Origin of the sequence: uncultured Sphingomonas sp. (assembly GCF_936927845.1) — a bacterium.
Classification (GTDB): Bacteria; Pseudomonadota; Alphaproteobacteria; order Sphingomonadales; family Sphingomonadaceae; genus Sphingomonas.
The window spans coordinates 62188-80063 of sequence record NZ_CAKZHV010000003.1; the positions used below are offsets into that span (position 1 = coordinate 62188).

The 17876-nt window shown below is 67.6% G+C and carries 19 protein-coding genes; 9 read left to right on the forward strand and 10 right to left on the reverse strand.

Features of this window, described 5'->3' with window-relative positions; translation table 11 throughout:
• Positions 1-127: 127 nt before the first annotated feature.
• The 3 genes from Q0579_RS01080 to Q0579_RS01090 all read right to left on the reverse strand — a co-directional run bounded on the left by Q0579_RS01080 (position 128) and on the right by Q0579_RS01090 (position 1986).
• On the reverse strand, positions 128-463 hold the full coding sequence (locus Q0579_RS01080; RefSeq protein WP_298808196.1) for a hypothetical protein: 336 nt from the start codon (positions 461-463) through the stop codon (positions 128-130).
• Between the two features lie 105 nt (positions 464-568).
• Positions 569-1000, reverse strand: coding sequence for a CoA-binding protein (locus Q0579_RS01085; protein WP_298808199.1), 432 nt, complete (start codon positions 998-1000; stop codon positions 569-571).
• A gap of 41 nt (positions 1001-1041) precedes the next feature.
• Positions 1042-1986 carry an Mrp/NBP35 family ATP-binding protein gene (locus Q0579_RS01090; protein WP_298808201.1) on the reverse strand — a complete coding sequence of 315 codons (945 nt, stop codon included), beginning with the start codon at positions 1984-1986 and terminating at the stop codon, positions 1042-1044.
• A 73-nt stretch (positions 1987-2059) separates the two neighbouring features.
• Here Q0579_RS01090 and Q0579_RS01095 point away from each other — a divergent pair, with 73 nt between their 5' ends.
• From Q0579_RS01095 to Q0579_RS01115, 5 genes are all read left to right on the forward strand, one after another.
• On the forward strand, positions 2060-3193 hold the full coding sequence (locus Q0579_RS01095; RefSeq protein ID WP_298808204.1) for a protease modulator HflK: 1134 nt from the start codon (positions 2060-2062) through the stop codon (positions 3191-3193).
• Positions 3193-4071 carry a protease modulator HflC gene (locus Q0579_RS01100; RefSeq protein WP_298808206.1) on the forward strand — a complete coding sequence of 293 codons (879 nt, stop codon included), beginning with the start codon at positions 3193-3195 and terminating at the stop codon, positions 4069-4071. Before Q0579_RS01095 ends, Q0579_RS01100 begins: the two co-directional genes overlap by 1 nt.
• A 169-nt stretch (positions 4072-4240) precedes the next feature.
• A complete protein-coding gene (locus Q0579_RS01105; protein WP_298808286.1) occupies positions 4241-5776 on the forward strand; it encodes a Do family serine endopeptidase in 1536 nt (511 codons plus the stop codon).
• Positions 5777-6122: 346 nt separating this feature from the next.
• Positions 6123-7778, forward strand: coding sequence for a helicase HerA-like domain-containing protein (locus tag Q0579_RS01110; RefSeq protein WP_298808209.1), 1656 nt, complete (start codon positions 6123-6125; stop codon positions 7776-7778).
• Positions 7775-8293, forward strand: a complete 519-nt coding sequence (locus Q0579_RS01115) for a phosphoribosyltransferase family protein (RefSeq protein ID WP_298808211.1) — start codon at positions 7775-7777, stop codon at positions 8291-8293. The genes Q0579_RS01110 and Q0579_RS01115 overlap by 4 nt, the downstream gene beginning before the upstream one ends.
• Before the next feature lie 21 nt (positions 8294-8314).
• On the opposite strand, the gene Q0579_RS01120 is transcribed toward Q0579_RS01115, so the two are convergent.
• From Q0579_RS01120 to Q0579_RS01130, 3 genes are all read right to left on the reverse strand, one after another.
• Positions 8315-8551 (reverse strand): hypothetical protein, encoded by a 237-nt coding sequence (locus Q0579_RS01120; RefSeq protein WP_298808212.1) that lies wholly within the window; start codon positions 8549-8551, stop codon positions 8315-8317.
• Positions 8548-9504 (reverse strand): 2-oxoglutarate and iron-dependent oxygenase domain-containing protein, encoded by a 957-nt coding sequence (locus Q0579_RS01125; RefSeq protein WP_298808288.1) that lies wholly within the window; start codon positions 9502-9504, stop codon positions 8548-8550. Before Q0579_RS01125 ends, Q0579_RS01120 begins: the two co-directional genes overlap by 4 nt.
• Positions 9505-9572: 68 nt before the next feature.
• Entirely contained in the window at positions 9573-10043 is a 471-nt protein-coding gene (locus tag Q0579_RS01130) for a hypothetical protein (protein ID WP_298808214.1), read from the reverse strand.
• A gap of 116 nt (positions 10044-10159) precedes the next feature.
• Between Q0579_RS01130 and Q0579_RS01135 the strand changes: the two genes are divergently transcribed.
• Positions 10160-10510: a DNA primase gene (locus Q0579_RS01135; protein WP_298808215.1), complete on the forward strand. Its 351-nt coding sequence runs from the start codon at positions 10160-10162 to the stop codon at positions 10508-10510.
• A gap of 217 nt (positions 10511-10727) precedes the next feature.
• On the opposite strand, the gene Q0579_RS01140 is transcribed toward Q0579_RS01135, so the two are convergent.
• Entirely contained in the window at positions 10728-10937 is a 210-nt protein-coding gene (locus Q0579_RS01140) for a hypothetical protein (RefSeq protein ID WP_298808217.1), read from the reverse strand.
• Between the two features lie 72 nt (positions 10938-11009).
• Here Q0579_RS01140 and Q0579_RS01145 point away from each other — a divergent pair, with 72 nt between their 5' ends.
• On the forward strand, positions 11010-11519 hold the full coding sequence (locus tag Q0579_RS01145; protein WP_298808222.1) for a hypothetical protein: 510 nt from the start codon (positions 11010-11012) through the stop codon (positions 11517-11519).
• A gap of 95 nt (positions 11520-11614) precedes the next feature.
• Here Q0579_RS01145 and Q0579_RS01150 read toward each other — a convergent pair whose 3' ends face one another.
• A complete protein-coding gene (locus Q0579_RS01150; RefSeq protein WP_298808225.1) occupies positions 11615-12142 on the reverse strand; it encodes a DUF3617 family protein in 528 nt (175 codons plus the stop codon).
• The gene (locus Q0579_RS01155) at positions 12139-13500 is read right to left on the reverse strand and encodes an amidohydrolase (protein ID WP_298808228.1); all 1362 of its coding nucleotides are present in this window, start codon (positions 13498-13500) and stop codon (positions 12139-12141) included. Before Q0579_RS01155 ends, Q0579_RS01150 begins: the two co-directional genes overlap by 4 nt.
• Before the next feature lie 102 nt (positions 13501-13602).
• Here Q0579_RS01155 and Q0579_RS01160 point away from each other — a divergent pair, with 102 nt between their 5' ends.
• Positions 13603-14421, forward strand: coding sequence for an arylamine N-acetyltransferase (locus tag Q0579_RS01160; protein ID WP_298808231.1), 819 nt, complete (start codon positions 13603-13605; stop codon positions 14419-14421).
• An 18-nt stretch (positions 14422-14439) separates the two neighbouring features.
• On the opposite strand, the gene Q0579_RS01165 is transcribed toward Q0579_RS01160, so the two are convergent.
• Positions 14440-15273, reverse strand: a complete 834-nt coding sequence (locus Q0579_RS01165; RefSeq protein WP_298808233.1) for a ferredoxin--NADP reductase — start codon at positions 15271-15273, stop codon at positions 14440-14442.
• A gap of 164 nt (positions 15274-15437) precedes the next feature.
• Between Q0579_RS01165 and uvrB the strand changes: the two genes are divergently transcribed.
• Positions 15438-17627, forward strand: a complete 2190-nt coding sequence (gene uvrB / locus Q0579_RS01170) for an excinuclease ABC subunit UvrB (RefSeq protein WP_298808235.1) — start codon at positions 15438-15440, stop codon at positions 17625-17627.
• Positions 17628-17876: the final 249 nt, after the last annotated feature.

A 17876-nucleotide genomic window follows, 5' to 3' on the forward strand; every position in this document is an offset into this window, starting at 1 on the left:
GTTTGCGGCGGAAAAGACTGGACACTGGCAACCCCCGTTCGTGTTTGCGGGGGATCGTATCAGATGCGACTGCCGGCGAAAGGCCCGCCGCGACGAAAGCGGCGGGATCAGCCCCGCACGATCACCGCTACTTCGCGAGTTCGCGTGTCTTGTACCCGAAGACGCCGCCGCGCGTGCTGACGCTCACGCCGGCCATGCCGCCGCCCACCAGGAACGGGCTCAGATCGTCGATCGGCGTGGTGCGATGCAGCATCGCCTCACGCTCGAACGGCACGTCATCGACGCGGTTCTCGTTGTTGCCGCCGACAAACGGCACGCGGAAGCGATCCGCCCGCCGCCGTCCGCACACCGTGACGTCGGTGGCATTGGGATCGATGACACAGCGATGCTCGGCCGCGGTGCGGGCACGATAGGTTGCCATCGCGTCATCGGCACCGGCGAGCAGCAGCAGGAGCGGTATCATGACACGGGATGATGCGCCCGGCGCCGCGGTCCGGCAAGTGGGGGTGGAAGGAATGACGGGCCAATTGCCGACCCATCCGGCCCCGACCCGTCGGCCTTCGACCTGTCAGGCACTGATCTTGGCGACGCCCAGCCGCGGCAGGTCGATCGCCGGGCAGCGGTCCATCACCACCTTGAGCCCGGCGGCTTCCGCACGCGCCGCGGCACGCTGGTCGATCACACCCAATTGCATCCAGATCGACTTGGCACCGATCGCGATCGCCTGATCGACCACCTCGCCGACCGCATCGGAGCGGCGAAAGACGTCGACCATGTCGATCGGATCGCCGAGCTGTCCGAGCTCGCGAAAGACATATTCGCCGTGGACGTGCTCGCCGGTGATCTGCGGATTGACGGGTATCGTGCGATACCCATGGTCCTGCAGCGTCTTCATGACACGGTACGACGGGCGATCGGGGCGATCGGACGCGCCGACCACCGCGATCGTGCGCGTTTCCTCCAGCAGGGCCTTGATGTCGGCGTCACTCGTCAGCGGCATGAGCAAACTCCTTCTTTCCGGGGGAACGCCCCGCCTCCGCCTCAGTTGCGCTGCAACCAGTCCGCCACCTGCGCCGCGATCCCCGCGAACACGCGGTCGCCCGGTGCGGCCGCGGGCGGCTGTCCGGCGTCCGACGCCGTGCGGATCGCGATGTCGAGCGGCACGCGTCCCAGGAACGGGATGCCGCCGGCGCGCGCGGTCGCCTCGGCGCCGCCGTTGCCGAACGGGTCCGACACCTCGCCGCAATGCGGGCAAACGTAGCCCGCCATGTTCTCGACCAGCCCGATGATCGGCACACCTGCCTTGTCGAACAGGTCGATTGCGCGCCGCGCGTCGATCAGCGCGAGATCCTGCGGCGTCGAGACGATCACCGCGCCCGCCGGGCGGTGCTTCTGCAGCATCGTCAACTGCACGTCGCCGGTGCCCGGCGGCAGGTCGACCACCAGCGTGTCCGCAATCCCCCATTCGGCGTCGACCATCTGCCCGAGCGCCCCCGCCGTCATCGGCCCGCGCCACGCGAGCGCGCGGCCGGGCTCGACCAATTGCCCCATCGACAACAGCGGCACACCGTACGGCGTCTGCACCGGCATCAGCACCTTGTCGCGCGCCTCCGGCCGCGTGCCCTCGACCGCCATCAGCCGCGGCTGCGACGGGCCGTAGATGTCGGCGTCGACCAGCCCGACAGGTCGCCCCCCACGGGCGAGCGCGATCGCGAGATTGGCCGACAACGTCGACTTGCCCACTCCGCCCTTGCCGCTCGCCACCGCGATCAGCCGGCGTGCCGGGCGTTCGGCGGTGACGACGACGCGCAACTCGGCGCCGGGCACGCTCGCCGCCATCCGCACGCTCGCCTCCAGCGCGTCGCGCGCCTGGTTGTCGAGCCCGCTCGCGTCGATCACCACGCCGATACGGTTGCCGTCGATCCTGACCGTCGCACGCGTACCTGCGACCGCGGCGACGGCGCCTTTTACCTGTTCTGCGTCCATAGCAACGAGGCGTTACGCCCGTCGTGGCCGCTTGCCACTGTTTTTCGCGCGCGCGGCACCTATAAAGACTGTCATGACGACCTTGCTGCGCCGCCTCTGGCGCCTTCGCCGCCCGCACATCCTGTCTGCCGAGAACAATAGCCCGTGGGGCAACGGCGGTGGCGGCGACGCCGGCGGCGATCGGGGTGGTGATCGGGGCGGCCCGCGCAATCCGTGGTCGGTGCCGCCGGGCGGCGGCAATCGTGCGGGCGGCAACAAGCCCACCGCGCTCGACGAGTTCCTGAAGCGCGCCCGCGGCGGCGGCGGTGGCGGCAGCGGTCCGAACCTGCCAACCGGTGCCAATCCGCGCGCGCTCTGGCTGATCGGCATTGGATTGCTGGTCGCGGTCTGGGTGGTGTTCACCTCTTTTCATCAGATCGGGCCGCAGCAGCGCGGCGTGGTGACCTTCTTTGGCCGCTATTCCGGAATGCTCGAACCCGGCATCCGCCTGACGTTGCCCGCGCCGTTCACGCGCGTGACCAAGGTCGATGTCGAGCAGGTCCGCACCGACGAATTCCCGCGCGAGGGCGGCGAGAACGTGCTGACGGGCGATCAGAACATCATCGACCTTGCCTACACCGTGCGCTGGCGCGTGTCCGATCCGCGCAACTACGTGTTCGAGATCAAGGACCCGCAGGAAACGGTACGCGCAACCGCGGAGAGCGCGATGCGCGCGGTGCTCGCCACCACCACGCTCGAACAGGCGATCGGCGCCGGGCGCACCGAGATCGAGGCGCGTGTCACGCAAGGGATGCAGGAAATCCTCGACAGCTACCAGGCCGGCGTCCGCATCCAGGGTGTGTCGATCAAGCAGGCGTCCGCGCCCGCGAGTCTGATCGATGATTTCAACGCGGTGACCGCCGCGCAGCAGGAAGCCGTCGGCAATCTGAACAACGCGCGCTCCTACGCGCAGCAGGTGATCGCGCGCGCGCAGGGTGAGGCCGCGGCCTTCGACAAGGTGTACGAACAGTACCGCCTCGCCCCCGAGGTGACGCGCCGCCGCATGTATTACGAGACCATGGAGGCCGTGCTGGCCAATACCGACAAGACGATCGTGGAGCCGAACGGCGTGACCCCGTACCTGCCGCTCGACCGCGCGAAGCGGCTGCGCGAGCCGGGTGAGGAAGCCCCCGCCGCGACAGCGGCGCCGGCGGAGGGAGCACGCTGATGCGCGCCCTGCTCCAGCATCCGATCGCCGCGGTCTTCGCGTTGCTCGCCGCGGTGATCGTCGCCGCGATGACCTTTGCGATCGTGCCCGAAACGCAGCAGGCGGTCGTGCTCCGGCTCAACAACCCGCAGCGCGTCGTCAACCAGTGGCAGCCCGGTCAGACGATCGGCAATTCGGGTGCCGGACTGATCGCGCGCGTGCCGTTGATCGACAGCATCGTCTGGCTCGACAAGCGCGTGCTCGACGCCGATCTCGACAACACGCTGGTGCTGTCGACCGATCAGCTACGGCTGAACGTGGACGCCTTTGCGCGCTTTCGCATCGTGAACCCGCTGCGCGCCGTCACTTCGACCGGCAGCACGTCGAACACCGAGGAGCGCGTCGCGGACCAGCTTCGCCCGCTGCTTGGCACCGCGCTGCGCAACGAACTCGGCAAGGTGCCCTTCTCCAGCCTGCTAAGCCCCGAGCGCGGGCGCGTGATGGACGCGATCCAGAACTCGCTCCAGCGCGACGCGCGCCAGTACGGCGTCGAGATCGTCGACGTGCGGATCAAGCACGCCGACCTGCCCGACGGCAGCCCGCTGGAAAGCGCGCTGCAACGCATGCGCACCGCACGCCAGCAGGAAGCGAACACGATCCGCGCGCAGGGGCAAAAGCAGGCGCAGATCGTCCGCGCCGAAGCCGACGCCAACGCCGCGCGCATCTACGCCGACGCGTTCAGCAAGGACGCGAGCTTCTACGATTTCTATCGCGCGATGCAGTCCTATCGTCACACCTTCGGGGCCGATGGCGGGCCGAAGCCCGAAGGGTCGACCAACATCATCATGAGCCCGGGCAATTCATACCTGCGCGAGTTCGAAGGGCGCGCGGCGCGGTGACGCGGTTGCGCGCTGATACAGGGAGAAAAGGGCAGTCGGTCGGGCTCGACACGGGCCGACCGGCGTTACCGAGCGTTCATATTCAAACGCCGTTCATCGCATGGCTGGCATGACTGAACGGATTTTTCTCCCCTTTTTGTAGATGGGTGATCGAGAGGACATGAAGAAAGTGCGTTACGCCTACGCCCTCACCGGCGCGCTCCTCCTTGGCGGGACGGCGGCGTCGCTGACCTTGCAGAACCCGGCCACCGCGCAGACCGCGCAGAACGAGCCGGGCGCGATCAGCGCGCAGGCACCGCGCGCCGGCGCGCCGATGAGCTTCGCCGACATGGTGGCGAAACTGCAGCCCGCGGTCGTCAACATCTCCACCACGCAGAAGGTCACGGTGCAGCAGCAGGCGAACCCGTTCGCCGGCACGCCGTTCGGCGACCTGTTCGGCCAGTTCGGCGGCGGTGGACAGGGCGGTGCGCCGGTCACGCGCGAGGGTCAGTCGCTCGGGTCGGGCTTCCTGATCTCGGCCGACGGCTACGTCGTCACCAACAACCACGTGATCGCGCCCGCGGGCCGCGGCGCGACCGTTGAATCGATCAAGGTGACCTTGCAGGACCGCAAGGAATATACCGCCAAGCTGATCGGTCGTGACCCGACCTCCGACCTCGCGCTGCTCAAGATCAGCGCGCCGACGCCGCTGCCGTTCGTTCGCTTCGGCAATTCATCGAATTCGCGCGTCGGCGATTGGGTGGTCGCGATTGGCCAGCCGTTCGGGCTCGGCGGCACGGTGACCGCCGGCATCATCTCGGCGGTGCACCGCTCGACCGGCAACGGCCCGTTCGACAGCTTCATCCAGACCGACGCCGCGATCAATCAGGGCAATTCAGGCGGCCCGATGTTCGACATGAACGGCAACGTCATCGGCATCAACAGCCAGATCTACTCGCAGTCTGGCGGTAACATCGGCATCGGCTTCGCGATCCCCGCGACCGAGGCGAAGCCGATCATCGACACGCTGATGAAGGGCCAGTCAATCAAGCGCGGCTACCTCGGCGTCAGCATTCAGCCGGTGACCGACGACATCGCCGCCGCGCTCGGTTTGCAGAAGAACCAGGGCGAAATCATCGGCCGGGTCGAGCCGGGCGGTCCGGGTGCCAAGGCGGGCCTGCGCGCGGGCGACGTCGTGACCGCGGTCGGCGGCACGCCGGTGACGCCCGACAAGACCCTGTCCTACCTCGTCGCCAACACCGCGCCGGGCACCTCGACCCGGCTCGACGTGATCCGCGACGGCCGCCCGACGACGCTCAATGCAACCGTGGCAGTGCGTCCGGCCGACGACCAACTCGCGGCATTGACCGGAAACGGCGGCGACGACGACGATGACGGCATCCCCGGCGGCGACAGCGCGACCGCGCCCGCCTCGAGCTCGCTCGGCGTCACCGTGCAGCCGCTCACCCCGCAGATCGCGCGCTCGATCGGCGTCGACTCGACCGTGCAGGGCGTCGTGGTCGCGGCGACCGATCCCTCGTCGGACGCGGCGCAGAAGCTCAAGCGCGGCGACGTGATCTCCGCGGTCAACTCGACCCCGGTCCGCACCGCCGCCGACGTGGCGCGCGCGGTCGCCGCAGCAAAGGCTGCCAACCGCCCGCAGGTGCTGCTCCAGATCACGCGCCAGCGCACCAGCGGTGTCTTCATCCCGGTGAAGATCAAGTAAGCCGATCCGATCGCGTAAACGGGGCCGTCGCGGAGACATCCGCGGCGGCCCTTTTCATTCGGAGCCACGCGGACGCGCTGCCCACCCCCGCCCCCTTCCTGGAAGGGAGCAGGCAACCGCGTCACAAATCCCGCAGACCGCTGTCCTACCCAGACGCGCCCTGCCACTCCGATCTCATGCGCCCCGCTCATCTTCATCCACGCCGCTCCGGACCAGCCCCCCGCGTGTGCGCGCGAGAACCTCAACTTCCTCAACTTCGCCGCACTGCAATCGCATCTCGCTTGGGGCGCCGCGCGTATCGCCCTATGACGATGGACCCACCACGCACGAACCCGGAACCGCGCGCATGACCGACACTCCGACTACTTCCGCGCCCGGCATCTTCATCGGCGCCGACGCCGGCGGCACGCATCCGCAGCGGCTCGACCTGCGCCGCGCCAACCGCCACGGGCTGATCGCGGGCGCGACCGGCACCGGCAAGACGGTGACGCTGCAAGGCATCATCGAGGGCTTCTCGGACGCCGGCGTGCCGTGCTTCGTCGCCGACGTGAAGGGCGACCTCGCCGGCCTCGCCATGCCCGGCTCGCCGACTGCGAAGATGCACGAAACGCTCAAGGCGCGCGCGGCGGAGATCGGCGACACCGACTGGCGCTACGCCGCGGTGCCGGTGCAATTCTGGGACCTGTTCGGCGAACAGGGTCACCCGATCCGCGCCACCGTGTCCGAACTAGGCCCCGTCCTGCTCGCCCGGTTGATGGACCTTAACGAAGTGCAGGAGGGCGTGCTGACGATCGCCTTCCACGTCGCCGACAAGGAAGGGCTGCTGCTTCTCGACATCGACGATCTGCAAGCGATGCTGGCGCATTGCGCCGAGCGCGCGGCCGAGCTGACGACGCAGTACGGCAACGTGTCGAAGCAATCGATCGGCGCGATCCAGCGCGCGCTGCTGCAACTGCGCACGCAAGGAGCCGAGCATTTCTTCGGCGAGCCAGCACTCGAGATGCGCGACCTGATCGCGGTGGATCACGAGGGCCGCGGCATCGTCAACGTGCTCGCCGCCGACAAGTTGATGCAGAGCCCCAAGCTCTACTCGACCTTCCTCCTCTGGCTGCTGTCCGAATTGTTCGAGACGCTGCCCGAGATCGGCGACCCCGACAAACCGCGGCTGTGCTTCTTCTTCGACGAGGCGCACCTGCTGTTCGACGACACGCCCAAGGCCCTGCTCGACAAGATCGAGCAGGTCGTGCGACTGATCCGCTCGAAGGGCGTCGGCGTGTATTTCATCACGCAGAACCCGATCGACGTTCCAGAGACGGTCGCGGGACAGCTCAACAACCGCGTCCAGCACAAGCTGAACGCCTTTACCCCACGCGATCAGAAAGCGGTCAACGCCGCCGCGCAAACCTTCCGCGCCAGCCCCGGCCTCGATGTCGCCGCCGCGATCACCGAGCTGAAGGTCGGCGAAGCACTCGTCTCGCTGCTCCAGCCCGATGGCGCCCCCGCCCCCGTCACCCGCACGCTGATCAAGCCGCCCGGCAGCCGCCTGGGGCCACTGACACCCGAGGAGCGCCGCGTGTTGATCCAGACCGACGCGATCGGCGACAAATACGATGAGTCGATCGACCGCGAATCGGCAGAGGAAATCCTGTCGGCCAAGACTCAGGCTGCCGCCGCGGGCGTCGCCGCCGCGCGTGCGCAGGACGACGCGGCGCGCGACGCAGCGCTGCGCGCCAAGGAACAGGCGCGCGCCGACCGTAATGCCGCCCGCACCCGCGCCGCCGATGAGCGCGCACAGCGTGCCGCAGCACGCGAGGCGGCGAACTCGCCGTGGAACAAGATGGCCACCTCGGCGATGCGCTCCGCTTCCTCGTCGGTCGGACGTCAGGTCGGCAATGAGATCAGCAAGGCGGTGTTCGGCTCGTCCAGGCGCGGGTCGAGCAGCGGCGGAGGGTTGCTCGCCAACGTCGTGCGGAACGTGCTCGGCGGATTGATGCGGCGATGACGATCTTCACCCCCATCACGCACGCCGATCTGGTCGCACACGTCCGCGCGCTCACCGACGCCCTCGCCGCCGAGCGCGACTGGTCGCCCGACCATCTGATCGGCATCGGCCGCGGCGGGCTGATCCCCGCGGTGTACCTCAGCCATGCCAGCCGCCTGCCGATGCTCGCGGTCGATTACAGCTCGCAGGCAGAGGAGCTCGCCGCCGACGCGATTGCGCGCCTCGCCGATCGCACCCGTGCGGGCGAGCAACTGCTGTTCATCGACGACATCAACGATTCAGGCCGCACCATCGGTCACTTACGCGACATGCTCGCGCGCGCCGGGGCAAAGTCCGGCAGCGTCCGCTTCGCCACGTTGATCGACAATGTCGGCTCCGCACAGAAGGTCGACTACCGCGCGCGCACGATCGACCGCGCGGTCACGAAAGACTGGTTCGTCTTCCCGTGGGAAGCGATGGCGCCCGACAGCGCCATCCAGGCCGACGCGGAGGAAGTGCCCGACCGCATCGGCTAGCGCATTACGACTGAACCACCGTCAGCCCACCATCCCCGTCACGCGCACCTCGCCACCGCGATTGACGACGCGACCCGACAGGATGCCGCTCATCTCGACCACTGCGCCTTCCTCGACGATCAGGTCGCCGCTGACGATCCCGCTCACCTCGGCACGGCACCCCGCGGCGATCGTCACGCTGCCGCCGACGATTCCGTCGACATCGCCGTCGTGGTCGACGCGCAGGTCGCCATCGGTGATGTCGCCGCGGCGCGTCACTTCTTGATCAAGCCAATCTCCACCAGCCGCTGCATCAGGTAATCCTGCGCGGTGATCGGCTCGGGGTAGCGGTTCGGGTTCTCCGCGGTGATCGTCTGCGGCAGCGTCTGGATCAGGAAATCGGGCGCGGGGTGGAGGAAGAACGGCATCGAGTAGCGCGAATGGCCGCGGCGCTCGGGCGGCGGATTGATGACGCGGTGCGTGGTCGACGGCAGCACGTGATTGGTCAGCCGCTGCAGCATGTCGCCGACGTTGACGACCATCGCGCCCTCGGGCGGCTTGATCGCGAGCCAGCGACCCGACTGGCGGTCGAGCAGCTCGAGCCCAGCCTCTTCCGCGCCGAGCAGCAGCGTGATGAGGTTGATATCCTCGTGTGCGCCGGCGCGCACGCCTTCGGCGTCGACCGGGATCGGCGGGTAGTGGAGCAGGCGCAGCACCGAATTGCCGTCGCGCACCGCCGGATCAAACCAGTCTTCATCGAGCCCGAGGTGGAGTGCGATCGCCGACAGCAACTTGTCGCCCGCGGTGTCGAACGCGCTGAACAGCTCGACAAACGTATCCTTGAACCCCTTGGGCCGCGCCGGCCAGATGTTTGGCGCCATCTCGCCCGCGAAGCGATGCCCCTCCGGCAGCTCGCGCCCGACGTGCCAGAATTCCTTCAGGTCGACGTGCTTGGCGTCCTTGGCGATCTCGGTCTTGAACGGCGTATAGCCGCGCGCGCCGCCCGCACCCTCGACGAAATAGCCGCGCTTCTCCTCCTCGGGCAGCGCGAACAATTGCTGCGTCTCGTCCCACGCACGGTCGATCAGGTCCTGCGGCACGCCGTGGTCGGCGACGATCGCGAAGCCGAACCGCTCGAACGATCCGCCGAGCGCGGCGGCGAACCCCTGCGGATCGCGCGCCTGATCGGCGAGGCTTAGCGTCGGAACCTGGGCGGAGGGCGTGTCGAGCATGGTGTCAATCGTCCGGTTGATCGTTGCCGTCGACATAGGCCCTCGCGCGCCCGATCGCCACCCTCGCGTCAGCCGATCCGCACCAGCCCCGCGCTCTGCTGTCCCTGCGGCGATAAGTCGATCATGAAGCGGTGATCGTCGTCCCGGCCGGTCAGCGTGTTCCCCTCAACCTTCACCTCCGTACCCGCCTGCCTGAACTGCTCGACGAACCAAGTGCGGACGGTCGCCGGGTTGGCCGGGCTGGTGAAGCGCACCGTCACCTTGTCCTTGCCCGTGCCGTCGACATTCACCGACGCGATCCTGCTGTCGGGATAAAGGTGCACGCCGTTGATATCGAAATTCTCGGCGGTCAGGTCGATCTGCGGCAGCTTGAACGCGCCCTTGAACGCGGGCGTGTCGATCTTGACCTCGCCGTCCTTCCCTACCGAGCCGCCGCTACCATTGGCGGTGACCGCGATCTGCGTGCCTTCTCCGCCGCGGTCGCAGGCGGTGAGCGAAAGCGCGAGCGTGCCAGCGAGCAGGAGAGTCGAGCAGCGCATATCCACCTCCGTATTATAAGAACAACACACTAGGCGGCGTGCTGGCGGTTGGTCAAGAGGCGGAACCCCGCGCGCGGCTGCGCCGTTCGCTTGGCGGAATGATTGAGGAGGCGAACATGGGCGGTCATCAGGTTACCAGCCACGGCTCGGGTGACGACGGATACGACGAGGACGGCTACGACGAGTCGCAGCGCGCCGAGATCCTGGAGGCAACGCGCGATGGGCCGAGCGACGGGACGATCATGACCGACATCGATCCCGACCTGGGCGTCGAGGAGGATGACGAGGATCTGGAAAGCGCCGACGACCTGCAGATGACCGACGCCGAGGTCGGCGAGCAGGACGATGACGCCGACGAGGACGAAGCCGACATTGCCGAGGACGAGGCGCAGGACGATTTCGACGACGATACTCTCGCCGAAGATGGCGACCTCGACGACGGTCAGGACAAGGCCCTCAGGCCGTAAGTCGACGCCCGATCGACGTGCGAAGCCGAGGCTTCGCACGCGATGCGCCACGAACGTGGCGCCGTCGACTGGCTAGCACGGCAAGTCAGCGCACAAGGCGCGGCTTTGCCGCGTCTGACGCGGTGGCGGATAGCTACGATCGGATGCGGCCCGACGCTGAAGCTCGAAAGTTATCTGGACAAGAAGCGACCGACGTCAGCCCGCTTCCAACCCGCACTCAAGAGTCGAGCGCGTTCAGCAATCCCGCGACATCGGACGCGTTCACCGGGGCGCCCGTCACGTCGGTGATCTCGCTCGCGTTCGCCGTCGTCGCGGCGGGCGGGCTCGTATCCGGCGCGGTACTCGCGACATCATAGGCCAGCCAGACCACGCCCGCGGCCCACCAGAGTGCGGCCCAGCGGCTGCGAAAGAGGCGCGAGAAGTTCACGCGCACCGCATAGGGCGACCGGCGTTAGCGAAGCGTTGACGCAGCTCTGCGGCTGGCGCACCTTCATGTCCGATGCTGCTGATCGCCCTCGCCGTTCAGGCGGCCACCGCCACGCCGCTGCCTGCGGCGCCCGAGCGTATCTCGATTCTGGTGCCGGTGCCCGACGAACGCTGCGTCCGCCACGCGGGCGACGACGTGGTGGTGTGCGCCAATGCGCTGCCCGCGCAGGCCTTGCCGCTGCCTGCCGAGGCGGTATCGGACAAACCGGTCCCGGTGAACGGCTATCTGACCGGGCGCGGCGCGCTGAACGCGGAAGCGGCCCCCTGCGCGGCGGTGCAGCGCGGCTGCACGACCGGGGTCGACATGATCGGCGGCGGCGTCGCGCTGATCCGCGGCATCCAGAAACTGGTGGCACCCGGTAGCTGTTGCGAGGACCCGGGCGAGGCGACCAGCGGTGGACAACTCGCGCGCGACGTGGTGGGCAGCGTCGGCCGCCTGTTCCGCGGCAAGCCCGACAAGAGTGGGCGGGTCGCGATCCCGCTGGACGACGTCCCGCCGGCCGGCAGCCGGGTGTTGCCATAGCGGGATCACTGCCAGATGCCGGGTGGCTCAATCGAACCCGCTACTCCCGGCACTGAGCCATCCCGGTTGCTCCCCCACGGGAATCGACCACCCGCTCAGCTTTCCGCGCAGTCACCCGTCCGCTGCGCGACGATCTGCGTCACCATTCCCCCGGCCTGCGCGGCGACGCCGGCGCGGCGAACCGTGGCCGTCAGGTCGACCGCGCTCGGCGAATAGCGGCCGTGCTGGCTGACGGTCAGCGTCTCGCCCCCCGCGTTGCGGCACGCCATTTCGGCGTCGAGCTGCTCACCCTTGAGCGTGAAGCGGCGGAAGCGGCAATTCGCACCTGCCGCGGTCGACAGATCGCCGAACAGCGGCTTGGCGGCTTCGTCCTCGGTCAGGCATGCCTCGGTCGTGGCGGTGTCGCCGACCTGATCGCGCAAGGTCGCGGCCGCAGGCGTCTTGTCCGCGCCCGCGTCGAAGCTGACCAGCCGCGTATCGGTCTTCCACTGTCCCGCCTCGGGCTTCTCCACGCCGGCGGTCGCGCCCGCAACTTCCTCGATCGAGGCGTTGGTCAGGTCGATGTCGCCGCTGCACGCCGCCAGCGGCAGCGCGGCGGCGATCAGCAGTAGGCGCGCGCTCACGAGCCGGTCCCCACGGGTGCCGCGCTCGGCTTCATCAGGTCGAGCACTGCCGCGGTCATCGCGATCGCGCCGGTGGTGATCGCGGGTTCGGGCGCGATCCTGAACTCGGGCGAATGGTGCGACCCAATCTTGGGCCCGCCGCGCGCCGCCGCGTCGATCTCGGCGCGGGTCGATCCGCCGACCGCGAAATAATAGCCTTTCACGCGGGTCTCGGGCTGGACGTAATAGGCGAAATCTTCCGCTCCCATACCTTCCTGGGTGAAGGCGGGCACGTTCTTCGCACCCAGCGCCTGAACCATCACCGCGTTCAGCCGGCGCGCAAGCGCGGCGTCGTTGATCGTCGTCGGCGTGCCCTCGCTGACCGTCACCACCGGCATCTTGTCTTTGGGCATTCCGTTCATCACGCCGACGCCGTAGGCGACCCGCTTGATCCCTTCGAGCAATTTGGCACGCTCGGCCTCGTTGTTGGCGCGCACCGTCACCTGCAACTTCGCCATGTCGGAAATGATGTTGTGCTTGAGGCCGGCATGGAACGACCCGACGGTGATGACGCCGGGGTCGAGCGGCTGGCGCTCGCGGCTGATCAATCCCTGCAGCGCGATGACGATCTGCGATGCCATATAGACCGGGTCCTTGCCCTCGTTCGGGCTCGCGCCGTGCGCGCCGATGCCGGGCACGTCGATGTTGACCGAGTCGGACGACGAATATTGGATGCCCTCGGACGCCGACACGGTGCCAGCCTCCATGCCGGCCGCGACGTGGAACGCGAGCGCGTAACCGGGCTTCGGAAAACGCGTGTAGAGCCCGTCGGCAAGCATCGCCTTCGCGCCGCCGACGCGTTCCTCGGCGGGCTGGACGACGAACACCACCGTTCCCGCCCAGCGATCCTGCAACGCGGCAAGGCGCCGCGCGGTCGCGACCATCGCGGTGATGTGCGTGTCGTGGCCGCACGCGTGCATGACGGGCGCCTCGACCCCGTCGACGCCGACCTGGCGGACGTGGCTGGCATTGGCGAGCCCCGACTTCTCCTCGACCGGCAGCCCGTCCATATCGGCACGCAGCAGCACGACCGGGCCCGCACCGTTCTTCAGCACGCCGACGACCCCGGTCTGGCCGACCTTCTCGGTCACCACCATGCCGGGCACCGCACGCAGCGCTGCCGCCATCTTCGCCGCGGTGCGCACCTCCCGGAACGACAGTTCGGGATTGCGGTGGAAATCGTCCCACATTGCGCCCAGGTCGCGCTTGTAGTCGGCGCGAACCGCCGCGGCGTAATCGGGCTCGGCGAGCGCGGGTGCGGTCAACGCGGGCAAAGCGGCAAGCGTGCCGGCAGCCGCCAGCAGGTGGATCAGGCGCATGGTGTTTCCCCTCTTTCGCCCAAACATAGCCGCGCCCGTGCGAATGGCGAGAGGGATCGCACACCTTGCCCCCGCCCGCGCGATCCGGCACGTGGCGCGACCATGTTCGACCTCGACGCCTATCTCGCCCGCATCGACATGCCCGCGCGGCCGACCAATGATGCCGAGGGGCTCGCCCGGTTGCAACGCGCGCATCGGCTCGCGATCCCGTTCGAGAACCTCGACGTGCGGCTGGGGCGCGGCATTCCGATCGACTCAACTTCGGTGTTCGCAAAGCTCGTGAGCGCGCGCCGCGGTGGTTACTGTTTCGAGCACAACCGCCTGTTCATGGATGCGCTGGACGCGACCGGCTTCGTCGCGCGCCCCCTGCTCGCGCGCGTCTGGCTGGGCGCGAGCGACGTACCGCCGCTGACCCACACGCTGTCGCTGGTGACGATCGGCGAGGAACAATGGATCACCGATCCCGGTTTCGGCGGCAGCTACGCGCCCGTCATGCGGCTGGCGGAGGGCGAGGCGGCGGAGGCGCCCGACGGCGCACGCTTCACGCTCACCCGCGACGACGCGCACGGCTGGCTGCTGTTGCGCGACGGCGACGCGGCCACCACCGACGGGCGCGGTGTCGGGACGGGTTGGCAACCGCAATACAGCTTCACGCTGGATGCGGTGCACGACAGCGACCTCGCGATGGGCAATCTGTGGGCGTCGACCGCGCCGGCCAGCCGCTTCACCAACGTGACCGTCGTGTCGATCATCCTGCCGCACGGCTTCGCGACGCTGACCGACCGCGACTATCGCCGCCGCGCCGCGAGCACCGACAGCGCGGGCGAGATCACCGACCCGCGCGTCTACCGCATGCGCTTGAGCATGATGTTCGGCATCGACCTGTCGAAGGAAGAAGTGGCGGCGCTCGACCTGTTCTGACGCCCCCCCCCGGCCCGATCAGCCGACGAACGCGCGCTCGATCACGTAGGTGCCGGGCGCGGCGTTCGAGCCTTCGGTGAAGCCCAGCGTCTCGAGCGTCTTCGCGGTGTCGCGGATCATGTCCATCGACCCGCACATCATGATCCGGTCCGTTTCCGGATTGAAGCATTTGTCGCCGGTGATCGGATCGCCGAACATCGTGTCGTTCTCCATCAGCGCGTCGATGCGGCCGGTGGTGTGGAACGGCTCGCGCGTGACGGTCGGGATGTAGTGGAACTGCTGCGCCGCCTCGTCCGCCACCAGCGGGTCGTCCGCCAGCCTTGCGGCGAGCTCGTCGTGATACGCCAGATCGCTCACACGGCGCACCGAATGGACCACGATCACTTGATCGAACATCGTGTACACGTCGGGATCGCGCGCGAGGCTCAGGAACGGCGCGAGCCCCGTGCCGGTCGACAGCATAAACAGCCTTTTGCCCGGCAGCAATGCGTCGGTGACGAGCGTACCAGTCGGTTTGCGCCCCAGATAGATTTCGTCGCCCGGCACGATCTGCTGCAGCCGCCCGGTCAGCGGGCCGTTCTCGACCTTGATCGACAGGAACTCCAACTCCTCGGCGTAATGCTGGCTCGCGACCGAATAGGCGCGCATGATCGGCTTGCCCGGAGTGCCGTCGGCCCCCTCCTCGCCCGGCAGCCCGATCATCACGAACTCGCCCGAGCGGAAGCGGAAGCTCGACGGCCGCTCAACCGCGAAGCTGAACAGATGCTCGTTCCAGTGGCGGACCCAGTTCACCTTGACGCTGGCGAACGCCTTGCTCTCGGGAATGCTGATGGGTGCGCGGACGTCGGTCATGCCTGATCTTTCTCGAACCGCGCCCGAACGGCACGGCATCTGTCTGTCGGTCTGATGGCGAACGCCGCGCAATATGGGGCATGCGCGCCTCGGTCAACCAAGCCGCGCTTCTCGCCGCCCAAGCTCCTTCACGCCGCGCCACCGAGCGCCCATATCGTGAACATATGTCGATCCAGATCCGCACCAGCCTGGCCGAACCCGAGACGGGCGACGATTTCGTCCCCCACCGCCCGCAACGCCCGCCCAAGGTCGAGGGCGGGCGTCCGTTCAAGCTCGTCAGCGACTATCAGCCCTCGGGCGACCAGCCGACCGCGATCCGCGACTTGGTCGAGGCCGCGCGCGCAGGCGAGAAGGATCAGGTGCTGCTGGGCGTCACCGGCTCGGGCAAGACCTTCACGATGGCAAAGGTGATCGAGGAGATGCAGCGCCCCGCGCTGATCCTCGCGCCCAACAAGATCCTGGCGGCGCAGCTCTACGGCGAGTTCAAGTCGTTCTTCCCCGACAACGCGGTCGAATATTTCGTCAGCTATTACGACTACTATCAGCCCGAGGCGTACGTGCCGCGGTCGGACACCTACATCGAGAAGGAAAGCTCGGTGAACGAGGCGATCGACCGGATGCGCCACTCGGCCACCCGCTCGCTTCTGGAGCGTGACGACGTGCTGATCGTCGCTTCGGTGTCGTGCCTCTACGGCATCGGCTCGGTCGAGACCTATTCGGCGATGATCTTCGACCTGAAGAAGGGCCAGAGTGCCGACCAGCGCGAGATCATCCGCAAGCTGGTCGCGCTGCAGTACAAGCGCAACGACGCCGCGTTCCAGCGCGGCAACTTCCGCGTGAAGGGCGACAATCTCGAAATCTTCCCCTCGCACTACGAGGACAGCGCGTGGCGCGTCTCGTTCTTCGGCGACGAGATCGAGGAGATCGTCGAGTTCGATCCGCTGACCGGCAAGAAATCGGCCTCGCTCAACTCGATCCGCATCTACGCCAACTCGCACTATGTCACGCCCGGCCCGACGATGAAGCAGGCCGCCGACGCGATCCGTCACGAACTGACCGAGCGGCTCAAAGAGCTTGAGATCGAGGGCAAGCTGCTCGAGCGCCAGCGGCTGGAGCAGCGTACCAATTTCGACCTGGAGATGATCGCCGCCACGGGATCGTGCAACGGGATCGAGAATTACAGCCGCTTCCTGACCGGGCGCCTGCCCGGTGAGCCGCCGCCCACGTTGTTCGAGTATCTGCCCGAGAACGCGCTGTTGTTCGTCGACGAGAGTCACCAGACGATCGGTCAGATCAACGGCATGTCGCGCGGCGACCACCGCCGCAAGATCACGCTCGCCGAATACGGTTTCCGCCTGCCCAGCGCGATCGACAATCGTCCGCTACGCTTCAACGAATGGGACGCGATGCGCCCGCAGACCGTCTGCGTCTCGGCGACGCCGGGCACGTGGGAGATGGAGCAGTCGGCCGGCGTCTTCGCCGAGCAGGTGATCCGCCCGACCGGCCTCATCGACCCGCCAATCGAGATCAAGCCGGTCGAGGAGCAGGTACAGGACCTGATCGTCGAGGCGAAGAAGACCGCCGAACTCGGCTATCGCACGCTCGTCACCACGCTGACCAAGCGGATGGCGGAGGATCTGACCGAATATATGCACGAGGCGGGGATCAAGGTCCGCTACATGCATTCCGACGTCGAGACGCTGGAGCGTATCGAGCTGATCCGCGACCTGCGGCTGGGCGTCTACGACGTGCTGATCGGCATCAACCTGCTGCGCGAGGGGCTCGATATTCCCGAATGCGGACTGGTCGCGATCCTCGACGCCGACAAGGAAGGCTTTCTGCGCTCCGAAACCTCCTTGATCCAGACGATCGGGCGCGCGGCGCGCAACGTCGACGGGCGCGTCATCCTCTACGCCGACCGCATCACGGGCTCGATGGAGCGCGCGATGAACGAAACGCAGCGCCGCCGCGAGAAACAGCAGGCGTACAACCTCGAACACGGCATCACGCCCACGACGATCCGCCGCAACATCGGCGATATCATCGCGCATGTCAGCCAGGGCGATCAGGTCACGATCGAGATCGACGAGGACCGCCCGCACATGGTCGGCCACAATCTGCGCGCCTACATCGAGGAGCTGGAGAAGAAGATGCGCAAGGCCGCGTCCGACCTCGAGTTCGAGGAAGCCGGGCGCCTGCGCGACGAAATCCGCCAGCTCGAACAGGAGGAACTCGGGCTCCCGGTCGAGCAGCAGAAGGCCCCGATCATGGGCCGCTCGAACGAGGGCAAACCTGGCACGCGCAAGACCCGCTTCGGCAAGCAGCAGCAGATGCGGATGAACAAGCGCCGGTAAGGTGGCTCGTGAGTGTGATCTTCTGGTGGTGCGTCGAGAGGATCACCGGCGGCCAACCACGCAACAGCTCCCCTCCCTGAAAGGAAGGGGCCGGGGTGGTAGGGTCAACACGGAGTGCGTTGTTACCGACCGACGCTATTCGCCTTTCCCAAACACCCAGAAGGCGCGGCAACGTACCATTCCCCGCCCGAAACAGCGCCAAAGGCCCATCGTCATCCCGGCCTTGAGCCGGAATCCCGCTATCTTTGC